Raw genomic sequence first — 12,486 nt, 5'->3', positions numbered from 1 at the left:
GTCGCTCAAAATAACATAATCCCATCTATGCCTGATTTCAAATTGCGAATTGAAGTATATAAATGAATATAATTTCAGTAGTTACAGAGCAGGTATTGTGCCTAATCATTAGAGGATGGGAGTAGAGCCTCTATATGAGAACCTGATAGAATGGTTTAAAGCGCAGTACATCATCCGCTGTTACGTTAAAAGCCATTTTATTTTTAATGTAGCAGTACATTAAAAATAAAATGGCTTTTAAATTTTTTTGAAGGGGAGAACGATATTCATGATGATAAAAAAAGATGTGGATTATACAAAGAAGATTGTACAGAGCGGTTTATTTATCTCTCTTGCAATTATTATAAGAAATTTTAGTTACATGGTCTACTTTGGAGGTGCTCCGGGCATGCGCATAGGATTCTCAGGAATATTTATCCACATGCCGGCGATACTTTTCGGCCCGTTATATGGAGGGATTGCATCAGGAATCCTCGATGTTTTAGGATATATGCTGAAGCCTGACGGCGCATATATTCCATGGCTTACCGTTACGGCAATAGCGGGGGGCATTATAACAGGTTATATATGGAAAATATTTAAAAATATAAATACGGAATTGCTGCAAAAAAAGCTGTTTACTATTTTTATTGTTGTTTTTGCCGTGGGAGTTATAAATCATATAAGTGTCGCATATTTTCCCAATACATTCTGGTCGCACTCTGTCATGAGCATCGGCAAAAACAGGGACCTTTTGACTTTTGGGCTTGAAGGAGTTTCCATAGCCGGCATTGGCCTTCTTGCAATAGATATAATGATACAGAAAAAATACAGGAATCTGTTTTTAAAACAGTTTTATTTAAAGCTTATTACGGCAATTGGGGCTTCGGAGATAGTAGTTACTGTTTTCAATACTTTCATACTGCAGATGTTCATACCGTCCCTCGGTAAAAAAGGGTTTATTATTTTATTAATTCCGAGGCTGTTTGAAGGGATATTCGTAACTGTAATACAGGCGTATATCATATCTCTTCTGCTTTCTATATACAGAAAAATAGAAAAAGATAAGATATGAAAGGGTGCATATTTTATATGACATGGTCATAATAAATAACATTTATTTCATAATCTTAATGTACCTTATAAAAATCTTTCATGGAAATATGATGCAAAATCCCTTGAAATTGCAAAAAAATGTTGCCAATTTACTTAATTTGATATAATATGAAAATATAAAAATGAGCAAAAAAGGTTAATGAGTTTAAAAGTCAGGGCTGCTGATGAAAGGAATGACAGATGAACTTCAAAATAGAAGGGAATTATAAAAAATTTTCAAATCATTTACATCTCAAGGGTAAGAATATGAACTTCAAAAAAATATTGAAGCCTTATTTTTTTCTACCGTCGGTTTTAATTTTGCTTTTATTAGTGGTTTTTATAGGTTGGCATATTGTCCCCTCAAAAAATTTAGACGTCGTTGTGGTCGATAAATCGGTGAGCGCAGGTCAATCCCTGCAATCGGTAAAGCAATCGGATATTGTGTCCGGCTATCGTAAACATATCGGGCTCTTTTGGCTCCTCAACGATATAAAATATAGAAATCCACTGACGGGGAAGCCATATGATAGTACAAAAGATTATTACGGGGATTTTCCATCATCTGACGGGACAGTTGAAAATAAGGATTTAGAGCGCCTTTCTGAAACACCGGATATCGTCTATTTGAGTGATACATATGGTGATGCCGAAGGGAATGCCAATAAAGGCAGCGGTCTTTCTTATTATGACATGGCGGCGGCTTCATCAGCTCATACAAACGGCGCGACAATCATCGGAGAGTCCGATCTTACAACCGGTACCGATGCTTCCATTATAAAAGAAATTCAGTCGACGTTCGGCTTTGCTTATTCAGAGTGGGTGGGTAAATATATAACCGATATGAAGGATATGTCTCAGGTTCCCTCCTGGGCTACCAGCCTTTATGAACGTGAGTACGGCTATAAATGGAATATGAAGGGCCCGGGATTGTTGATTACTTCAAAAAAAGGAGAGATCGTCGTGTTGCAGCAAGGAGTCGATTTTAGCGGCGAACCTTTGTCGATTGAGATCACGCCCAAATATCAGAAGAAATTTGGAAAGCTGAAAGTCAACTATTATAATTGGTTCGAAATCGTTTCAGGAAATTATGGCACGAATATCGTCGCACAATATCGTCTTAACCTGAACAAGACGGGTCAAAAAAAGTTTGATCGGATTTCCACGCAAATGGTATTTCCCGCAATCACGGAAGTAACTTCTTTCAATGCACCTGCTTATTATTTCGCAGGCGACTTCAATGATTGCGTTGGAGAAAACAAATACACAAAATTTTTGTTTTCTAGCATGTTTTATCGCTTTTTTTCGATTGACCGCGAAGGCGACATCACGAATTTTTACTGGAAATTTTATAGACCTGTCATGGGAACTATTTTGAATGATGCATATCATAATCGGGCAAATGTCATGAGGTCCGCGAAAAATACAAAGGCTACTGTAAAAATTCAGGACAATCAGTTCCAAATTTTGCAAGATGACAAAAGGCATCCTCTTGATATCAAGGGATTCAATCTAAGCGCAGTGATGCCTGGGTCGCAAGCCTATGATTACACAAGGGATATAACGACTTACAGCGAATTTTTGTCGGAATTGAAGGGCATGGGCGGCAACTGCATACGTGCGGATGATCTGCTTGCACCTGAATTCTATCGCGCTCTTTACCAATATAATCGTGCCAATCCCGGAAAAACGATTTATTTGATGCAGACAATCTCCCCGGCCGATAACATAGTTCCTGAAAGTTATGGGAATCGATTGGGAATGGAGCAGTTAAAGAAAAATATCGAGCATGTAGAGGAAGCGATCCATGGAAACGCTAGGGTGCCAAAGGAGGGTTCAAGAAACGGCGGTGTCTATATCGATGATGTATCTCCCTATTTGCTTGGTTATATCGTCAAGTTCGATAACAGCGCAGGTGTTGTACAGGCCCTTAACGGGAAAAACCCGAAGTATACTTATGACGGGGCCTATGTATCGTCATCCGGCAACTGTGCGGAAGGAATCATGGCGGCTTTGTGCGATTATGCTTTTAGTTATCACGAACGCGAATACGGATATATGGCTCCAATCGGTGCTGTGGGAAACGCAGCCCTTCTGCCGGGGCTTCCTTGGACGCCTGTATCGCAGAGCTCTCTTTTTAATGTGAACGGTTTAAAAGCTTCCAAAGCTGCTGAAGGATATTTTTTTCTATCGTATGCTCTTCAACCGTCCGATTTGGATTTTCTGAATAATACTGACGCTTTTTCAGGTTATCATGACGATCAGGGATCCCTCCCCTATGGAGGATATATCAAGGCAGTCAAAGGCATAGAATCTTCTTATCCTATTTTGATTGACGGGATGGGTCTTCCTACAAATGTCAATGCGTTTCAAAAGGAGACATCCGTCAACGGTTTATCGGAGAGTGATCAGGGGAATGGCCTCGTACGAATGTTGGAGGCTGTAAAAAGAGAAAACTTTCTTGGTGCGCTTATCAGCGACCTTGATGATCAGTGGTGCGTATCCTCGCAGGGTCCATATAATATTCCTAAGGGAGACAAGCCATTATGGCAGGATGCGACGGATCCTTTAGAGAATCGCGGAATTCTCGCACTTGAGCCGGCGCCACCTGAAAAAATAGGGCTGACCCTGACGGATACAGGAAGGATGAAGGAGTTGCAGCTTTCTATCAATGATAAATATATTTATGCTACGATCGCGCTTAATAATGATATAAATTATGACATAGAGCAATTGATGGTCGGGCTGGATACGTATTTGCGCAACAATGGCGAATACAGATATGACCCGTCGTACTTTGCGACGAGCCTTTCCGGCATGGAATATCTTATCAAGTTTGAGGGCAAGAATTCTGCCGGCCTTTATTGTCTGCCGGACTACGACAAATCCAAAGATTCCTATGCGTCTCGGGAAAGCTATAAGGGGAATTTTAACTATATCGCCCCGCTTAAATACGGTTCTTTTGACTCTTCGGATGGAGAGTTTTATCAAACCGGGTCTACCATCCATATTCGGATTCCATGGAGACTTTTGAATTTCACGGACCCGGCTAAAAAAATAGTTTTGAACGATAGCCGCACGAAGCCCCAGATTTTAAACGATCCGTTCGGCTTTAAAACAATCAAAACCGAAGGGATCATCTTTTCCATATTGATTGCGAATAAGCAGACGAAGGATACAGAGTATATCTTTCCGGAAAATAAACAGTCTGATGGATACAGAATTTTTTCGTGGGATGATTGGATGACTCCGACGTATCGGATTCGGGAAAAAGAAAGTTATGCGATCCTTGCAAATTACTTTCAGAGCCTGAAATAATATTCTTCAAATATAAAATATACACCATGCTTGAATTTTATTAGACGATCAGAAAGTGGTGAAGGAAATGGATTATGGACATATTGGATTTATTGCTTTATGCATTGCTCTGGCAGTAATCATTCTCGAATTCCTTTGGTTGCGCAGGCTATCAAAAAGGCATGAATCTTGCCGCAAGAGAAGGGCCATGATCAATCGGAAAATCGATGATAGGTTGGATCTGATTTTCAAAAGCTCCGATCGGGATGACATGAGGAGAAAAATACTCGGATTAAAAAAATTCGCAGAAGAAAATTCGCCGGGGATGCGAATCCTATGCAGCAAGTTGCTGGATTATGCCGATCGGCCGACCATATCACAAACATGCCAGAATGTGGTATCTGAGCTTATCAAAATTATTAAGCCCATGGAATATTATAAGTTTGTCTTGAAAAACGGAGATCCTTATCAAAAGGCGCGTATTTGTCGTGAAATTGCAAACCATGGCCGAAAAGAAGCGATACCCGATATACGTCCTATGGCGGATTCTAAAAATAAAGATTTGTCTTATAACTCAGCCATGGCTTTGTCGGTCCTTGGTGATGAAGGCTCTGTGGTGGACTTTATCCTGAACTGTGAAAAGAACTACGAATATTCCCACCGGATTATTATTGAAGTCCTTGAGAAGTATGCGGGAAATATCAGTTCGCTCGCCCGAAGATTGATTGCCCAGGGCGACGAATATATCAGGGTAAGTGTCATAAAGGGAATAGCGAAGTATCGTTTAAGCGAATTCGAGGAGACGTATTTGCAGGGTTTAAACAGCAGAAATATGGATATGAAGATCGCCTGCATCCGCGCATTGGGGAAGATAGCCGATCCAAAGAGTGAGCGCTCTTTGATCATTGAAACGCATGATTTAAACTGGCAGGTTCGCGCCGCCGCAGTGGAAGAGCTTAGTAATTTCCCGACCGAAACCGGTATGAAGGCAGTAACAGAGGCAATTCAGGATACAGATTGGTGGGTAAGGCATAACGCTGCAAAATCGTTGATCAGGATGGATGCCAGTCATAAATATGTGTACGCCGTTCTGAAAGGATATGACAAATATGCTTCGGATGCTGTTAAAAATGAACTGTCCAAAGCGTATAATATGGGCAAAGGGGAGGTGGCGAAGGTATGAACATCATCATGCGGTTTATTTATTACTTCAATATTTTCTGCATGGGATATACGCTTGTTTTGTCACTTTTGTATATTGCCCAGTTGATAATGTCTTATCTAAAGCTTAAGCAGGATAAAAAGCGGATGCCCGCCTCTGATTATGGGGAATATGCGGATTCTGAAAATCTTTTACCGATTTCGCTGGTTGTACCTGCGCACAACGAACAGGAAAATATCATTAAAAATATCGAAGAGCTCCTTAAACTCAATTACCCACAGTTCGAGCTGATCGTCGTCAACGACGGATCAACGGACCATACGCATCAGAGCATAATCGATCACTTTAATCTGAAGAAAATTCAATATTCCATTAAGGTATCCATTCCTACTAAGGACATACGGGCTGTTTACTATAATTTTGAATATCCCAATCTGATCTATGTAGATAAGGAACGGGGTGGAAAATCCGATGCGCTTAACGCAGGAATCAATGTGTCATCGTATCCTCTTTTTGCCTGCCTTGACGCCGATTCACGCTTGGAGAAGGATTCATTGCTCAAGCTTTCCACAGAGTTTTTGAAGGACACCAGCACCGTTGTGGCGGGAGGATTTGTACGGATTGCAAACGGCTCGGTCATCGAAAACGGGGAGTGGAAGAGATTTAAAATCCCTGAAAAAATAGTGGAAAAATTTCAGATAGTAGAATATTTCCGGGCGTTTCTGGCCGGCCGCATAAGCTGGGGGATTACCGGCTCCATGCTGATTGTATCCGGTGCCTTTGGTGTTTTCAGCAAACAGGCGGTTATCGATTGTGGCGGATATAAGAACAACACGATTGGAGAGGATATGGAAATCATCGTTCGTCTTCACCGATATTTGCGCAAGCACAAAAGAAAATACAGGATGAAGTTTTATGAGGATGCTATCTGTTGGACACAGGGGCCGATGTCTTTGCACGATCTGCGGAATCAAAGAAGGCGTTGGCAGGTGGGACTAATGGATTCGCTGCTTTCCCATAAAGCGATGATGCTCAATCCCCGCTATGGATTTGTAGGATTGTTTTCGATGCCGTATAATTTGCTGTTTGAATTGCTGGGAGCCTTGATAGAGGTGCTTGGATATTTCATTATTCCGCTATCGCTGATTCTTGGCATTCTCAGTCCTTATTATTTTATTTTGTATCTTATGCTGGCAGTGTGCCTGGGTATTATTTATTCATTTGGGGGACTGATTCTCGAACAGATTGAAGACAAGGGATATATGTCTGCGGAACAATGTTTTCATCTGACACGGTATGCGGTACTTGAAAATTTCGGATATCGCCAGTATGTCACACTCTGCAGAGTGGAGGGAATGCTTCGTTACCATTGGATTAAAAATGACTGGGGAAAAATCAGGCGCAAGACTTTTAATAAATGAGGTGCTGAATATGAAAAAAAAATTACCCTGGGTAAGGTTTATTTTTATAATTTTTTTGGTTGCTCTGTTTTTTCTGTCTTCAGGCTGCGGAAATCGAGAAAATTTTGACGGTCAGGTATCAGGCAGCGGCAAGGATTCGTTCAGCTATGTGATAAGTGGAAATGTGAAGTACAGAGTTAAAGCTGAAGGAAACTATTTTTATTTTTACGACAAGGGGAAATGGAATAAAAAATTCCTGAAGGGTGTGGATATAGGTACGACAAAGCCGGGGCTGAATCCAGGTGATCTTTCGATCAGCTATGAGGATTATTATCGGTGGTTTACCGAGATCAGCGCAATGGGGGCCGATTGCATCCGTGTTTACACTGCACAGCGTCCTCAATTTTATAACGCTTTTGCCGACTTCAATAAAAAATCTAAAAATCCGCTCTATCTCTTTCAGGGTGTTTGGATTAACGAAAACGATATCACATCTATCGGTGATGCTTATGCTCAAAATGGAAAAATTATGGATGATTTCATACAGGATGCAAAGAATCTTGCAGATATAATCCACGGAGATATCACGCTCCCCTTGCGGGCTGGATATGCTTCGGGCACATATACTGTGGATGTTTCAAAATATTTCGCCGGATGGATTCTTGGAATCGAATGGGACCCGAATTTTGTCAAAATTACCAATAACAATAATCCGGCGAAAAATTCATATGACGGAAAATACTTTTATACGCAAAGTGCCTCGCCGTTTGAAGCATTTTTATGCCAGGTGGGCGATGAGCTGATTCGATACCAGACAGAAAAATATAAAGACCAGGTGCCTCTTGCGTTTACCAACTGGTTTACCACGGATCCGCTTACCCATCCGAATGAGCCTCATCCGGATGACGACATGGTATCCGTCAACATGGAGGACATCAAGAGCAGAGACAGTTTCCTGCCAAATGAATTTGCATCTTATAATGTGTATCCTTATTATCCGGATTCATTCAATTATCAGAGGGACTATATAAATTATATAGACTCGAGCGGAAAGAAAAATCCGTACGAAGCGTATCTGAAGGATTTGAAAATGGCACATACCATGCCGGTTATTATCGGCGAGTTCGGGATACCGACTTCAAGGGGTAAAGCGCATGAAAACGTCGTCACCGGTTATAATCAGGGGAATATTTCTGAAACTGAGCAAGGGGATATGATCCTGAACATGATGAATTCCATTTATAAGGAAAAATATGCCGGAGGGCTGATTTTTTCATGGCAGGATGAATGGTTTAAGAAAACATGGAACACAGATCAGTTTGATGTTGCCGGCAACCGGCCGCTTTGGTCCAATATCCAGAATAATGAGCAGTCGTTTGGGATTTTGGCATTTGATCCGGGAGAGAAGACGACAATATGCTGTGTGGACGCAGATATTAAAGACTGGACAAAAGATGCCCCTGTGCTTACGAACAGCACCGGTCAGCTTTATATGAAAAGCGATGAACGGTATGTCTATTTTATGGCGAAGATTCCGGATTTCGATTTCAACGCTTCGACACTTGTGATCCCTATGGATACTATTCCCGGTCAGGGAAACATAAGGATGAACGATTTAAATATAAATTTTGATAGAGGGGCTGATTTCGTCATTGTTGTGAATGGAAAAAACAACACCAGGATCATGGTCGACTCTTATTATGATTCGTTCAATTATCTTTATGCTGAACAATATCAAATGCTGCCGGTCATCGCGGATATCGCTGCCAAAAATAGCGGAAGATTTGATCAGCTAAAACAGTGCATCGGTTATCCGATGACGGTTCCTCCGGAAAATACGCAGGTCCCGTTTGAAAGTTATGAAACGGGGAAACTTACATTCGGCGACGGTAATCCATCCCATGAGGACTATCAATCTCTCGCAGATTTTAACTATAAGGATGGCATCCTTGAAATCCGGATTCCATGGGCCCTTCTGAATGTCATGGACCCTTCAGAAAAACAAATCATGAATGATTTATATCAAATGCAGAGTATTTCTCCGACAAAAGCGGACGGCTTTTCGGTCGGAATGGGTGTTACCGGCAGTGCAGGCATGAAGGTTTCATTGGATGGAAAATTTGATTGGAACGCATGGACGACTCCGACTTTCCATGAACGCTTGAAACCGGCCTATTATCTTCTTCAAAAGGGGCTTGTAAAATTTCAGTAAAGGGTGGTCGATTTTGAATCAAATAAGAAAGCGTTTGTGGATTATCCTGATTCCCGCTTTATGCATTGCCGCTGCCGCCTTGTTTGTGATTTTTCAGAATCAGCGAAGGGATCCCTACCCGTCGCCGCCTAAAACCGTTCAGGCGGCGGACATAGTCGGAATACGGCTCAATTCACGGACAAATGGAAAATATTTTTATCTAAATAAGAATGGCAAATGGACATGCATGTTCCTTAAAGGTGTCAACATCGGATTGACATTGCCGACAACGGATCTTGACAATCCTGATATTCCTTACAGCACATATCTGAAGTGGTTTTCGGAAATTTCCGCGATGAACGCAAACACCATCAAAGTCTATACTGTTATGAATCCGGATTTCTACAATGCACTTTATGATTATAACAGGGGTCATCCCAAGTCTATTCTTTATCTGCTTCAGGGGATATGGTTCAATGAGGAGGAGATGTCCGTTATCGGCGACGCCTTTGGAGAAAATGAAACGATTCTCAAGCAGTTTGAAAGAGCGGCTCTTGAAACTGTAGATATCGTCCACGGGAAAAGCGATTATACTTCATATGGAAGCATCTCGAAAGCAACCTATCACAAGGATGTGTCGGAATATGTGGCCGGCTATATCATGGGGCTGGAATGGTCGCCTGACTTTGTAATAAAGACCGATAACGCCCATCCGGATCGAAGATTTTATTCAGGGAAATACCTTTATACGCAAAATGCCTCGCCATTTGAATCGTTCTTATGTCAGGCCGGAGACTTTTTGGTCGATTATGAGACTTCCAATTATCATGCGCAGCATCCCGTAGCTTTTTTGAATTGGTCGGGCACCGACCCTATAAAGCACAGCGACGAGCCTGATCTGCAGGAAGACATGGTAAGCGTGGATACCGAGCACATTCAAGGGACAAAGGCGTATGCAGCAGGGCTTTTCGCAGCCATGGATGTTTACCCTTATTATCCCGAATTTTTGAATTATCAGAGGGAGTATGTGAACCATCGGGATCCTTCAGGCAAAACAAATCCGTTTAGAGCATACCTCGGGGATTTGCAGAATCATTACCGCGTTCCGGTAATCGTGTCGGAATTTGGGCTCTCTACTTCCCGAGGCATGGCGCATAAAAGCATTATGGGTTATAATCAAGGGGGTATAAGTGAAACCGACCAGGGGAAAATGGATGTATCGATGCTTGAGGATATTGCCAGGGAGCGCTATGCAGGAGCGATGGTTTTCAGCTGGCAGGATGAATGGTTTAAACAAACGTGGAATACGGTAAAATATGCGCCTGCCGATTCCATTCAAAGGACGGTGAATGAGCAATCCGCCGAACAGCATTATGGAATCCTATCTTATGATCCTGGGGAATCGGAGAATAAATGCTATCCAGACGGCGATTTAAGCGAGTGGTCGGGTGATAAACCTGTATCTTCTACTGCCGAAGCAAGCCTTTATCTAAGGGAGGATGAAGGTTATTTATACATGATGGGACGTTTTAAAAAGCCATTTTCGTTTGACAAGGACAAGCTTGCCATAGGGATTGGTTTAACGGGAAGAGGGAATAGAAGCTCGAGCGCCTACAAGCTTTCCTTTTCAGATCCGGCTGATTTTCTGCTTGTGCTTGACGGGAAAAGTCGTACAAGACTTTTGACGAATGCTTACTATGATTTGTTTTATTATCAATATGCAAAACAGAATCGTGTATTTCCCGAATCGATGGGAACTCCCAAGAAGGATAGCGGAATCTTCAATCCGATAAAAATGCTGCTGAGCTATCAAATAGTATTGCCATTTGATAAAACCATTCCTCCGCAATCTTATGAAGCGGGTCTGCTTAAGTTTGGAGATGCAAATCCGAAAAGCCCATCGTACGATTCACTGGCTGATTTCTACTTTGAAGATAACGCTTTCGAAATCCGAATCCCATGGTATCTGCTGAGTGTGGTCAATCCGGCTGAAAGATTACAAGTGGACGACTTTTATCAAAACGGTCAAATTTCATTCTGCACTTTTGATAGGATCGGAATCGGAGCGGCGAGGATATCTGCTTCAGGTATCACGCAGGTTAAAATGTCATCTGTACCATTCAACGGCTGGAATACTTCCACTTTCCATGCCCGGCTGAAGAGGTCTTATCAGATCATAAGAAAGGGATTTTTGCGGGTCATGAAAGAATATCAGTAAATTTTTAAAAGCGGTGTGGGAACTTTCTCAATTTCTCTTGTACTATTTTTATTCTAGCACTAATGATCGTTAGAAACTGAAATGATACTCAATGATTATTGTTCAAAAGCCACTGCTCGGCTTCGTCGAAGCTTTTATAGACTCTGAATGTATTACCGCGGTTGCTTTCGAAAATAAAATCCCTGAACTTGCCTTTGATTCTATCTTGGTCAAGCACGGCAACCGCCTTAATATTGTACATAGCTAATTTCTGCAATACCGCTCCTGCAATTCCTGTTTTTAGCTGCAAAAACTCATTGGGTAATCTTTCATCCTGGATCAATAAAAGGTTTGTCCCATTCTCTGCACAAATCGATACGAGTTTCAAAGCGTCCTGTTCCTTTTCGATAAAAGCTCCCGAATGGTCCAGCTTGATATATTTTTGGTTATCTTTTTCAACAACTTGATAATCCATTGATTTCTCCTCACTTTCAGATCCGATTGAGTTATTTGCTTTTTTTTCATAATCCGCATCGTTGAATTTATGAAGTGCCTGCCTAACCTTATTCACCCATTCCAGCTCACTTTTATAAGCCTTTAAAACATTGTCATACAGCAATTCCCAAATACATGCTTCCCTAGGTGTCCGTTTTGGGGAAAAGCAACCTCTGTTTATTTTTTGCTGTTCAATAGCAAGCCGGCCATTTATTTCTTGCTCGTACTTGGATAGCAACGAATCTATTTCTTTGTTGCTAAGCTGTGCCGTCCAGGCAAGCTGAACAAGAAAAGTATTCCTTATTTCAGGTACTTCTGGTAAAGATAGCGTCCATCGTTTTAATTCCGATAAACCTGCATCCGTAATTGTGTATACTTTTTTTGACGGAAAACTTTCCTGATGGAAAATCTCACTCGTCACATAGCCTTCATTATGCAGATCAACTAACGCCTTATAAATTTGGTTGTTGTTTCCAGACCAATACATAAAAGGTGAATCCTGCATGATTTTTTTAAGGTCATAACCTGTAAGCGATTTATAACTCAATAATCCCAAAATTGCATATCTAATGGGCATAATATCCTCTCCTTCCTATCATAAGTTAATAATAACATATGTTATGCTGCTAGTCAATAACTTTTTATTATTAATCTTCAATTCGTAATATGA

The 12,486-nt window shown here is 41.3% G+C and carries 7 protein-coding genes; 6 read left to right on the top strand and 1 reads right to left on the bottom strand.

What is annotated here, in order from left to right:
• The first annotated feature begins 268 nt into the window (after window positions 1-268).
• The 6 genes from QME45_06775 to QME45_06750 all read left to right on the top strand — a co-directional run bounded on the left by QME45_06775 (window position 269) and on the right by QME45_06750 (window position 11,342).
• On the top strand, window positions 269-1,054 hold the full coding sequence (locus QME45_06775; GenBank protein MDI6618367.1) for an ECF transporter S component: 786 nt from the start codon (window positions 269-271) through the stop codon (window positions 1,052-1,054).
• A 221-nt stretch (window positions 1,055-1,275) separates the two neighbouring features.
• Window positions 1,276-4,392 (top strand): hypothetical protein, encoded by a 3,117-nt coding sequence (locus QME45_06770; GenBank protein MDI6618366.1) that lies wholly within the window; start codon window positions 1,276-1,278, stop codon window positions 4,390-4,392.
• A 187-nt stretch (window positions 4,393-4,579) separates the two neighbouring features.
• Window positions 4,580-5,554: a HEAT repeat domain-containing protein gene (locus QME45_06765; protein ID MDI6618365.1), complete on the top strand. Its 975-nt coding sequence runs from the start codon at window positions 4,580-4,582 to the stop codon at window positions 5,552-5,554.
• On the top strand, window positions 5,551-6,954 hold the full coding sequence (locus QME45_06760; protein MDI6618364.1) for a glycosyltransferase family 2 protein: 1,404 nt from the start codon (window positions 5,551-5,553) through the stop codon (window positions 6,952-6,954). Before QME45_06765 ends, QME45_06760 begins: the two co-directional genes overlap by 4 nt.
• A gap of 10 nt (window positions 6,955-6,964) precedes the next feature.
• On the top strand, window positions 6,965-9,145 hold the full coding sequence (locus QME45_06755; protein MDI6618363.1) for a family 2 glycosyl transferase: 2,181 nt from the start codon (window positions 6,965-6,967) through the stop codon (window positions 9,143-9,145).
• A gap of 13 nt (window positions 9,146-9,158) precedes the next feature.
• Window positions 9,159-11,342, top strand: a complete 2,184-nt coding sequence (locus QME45_06750; GenBank protein MDI6618362.1) for a family 2 glycosyl transferase — start codon at window positions 9,159-9,161, stop codon at window positions 11,340-11,342.
• A gap of 88 nt (window positions 11,343-11,430) precedes the next feature.
• Here QME45_06750 and QME45_06745 read toward each other — a convergent pair whose 3' ends face one another.
• Window positions 11,431-12,393, bottom strand: coding sequence for a DUF4180 domain-containing protein (locus QME45_06745; protein MDI6618361.1), 963 nt, complete (start codon window positions 12,391-12,393; stop codon window positions 11,431-11,433).
• Window positions 12,394-12,486: the final 93 nt, after the last annotated feature.

The sequence above is a fragment of the Clostridiales bacterium genome (assembly GCA_030016385.1).
Taxonomy (GTDB): Bacteria; Bacillota; Clostridia; order Clostridiales; family Oxobacteraceae; genus JASEJN01.
Note: the sequence above shows the minus strand (reverse complement) of the source record. Positions and strands in the feature narration are given on the sequence as shown.

Coding starts and splice junctions, on each gene's coding strand:
- QME45_06745 (MDI6618361.1), bottom strand. CDS start 12,393: ATGCCCATTAGATATGCAATTTTGGGATTATTGAGTTATAAATCGCTT.
- QME45_06770 (MDI6618366.1), top strand. CDS start 1,276: ATGAACTTCAAAATAGAAGGGAATTATAAAAAATTTTCAAATCATTTA.
- QME45_06765 (MDI6618365.1), top strand. CDS start 4,580: ATGATCAATCGGAAAATCGATGATAGGTTGGATCTGATTTTCAAAAGC.
- QME45_06760 (MDI6618364.1), top strand. CDS start 5,551: ATGAACATCATCATGCGGTTTATTTATTACTTCAATATTTTCTGCATG.
- QME45_06755 (MDI6618363.1), top strand. CDS start 6,965: ATGAAAAAAAAATTACCCTGGGTAAGGTTTATTTTTATAATTTTTTTG.
- QME45_06775 (MDI6618367.1), top strand. CDS start 269: ATGATGATAAAAAAAGATGTGGATTATACAAAGAAGATTGTACAGAGC.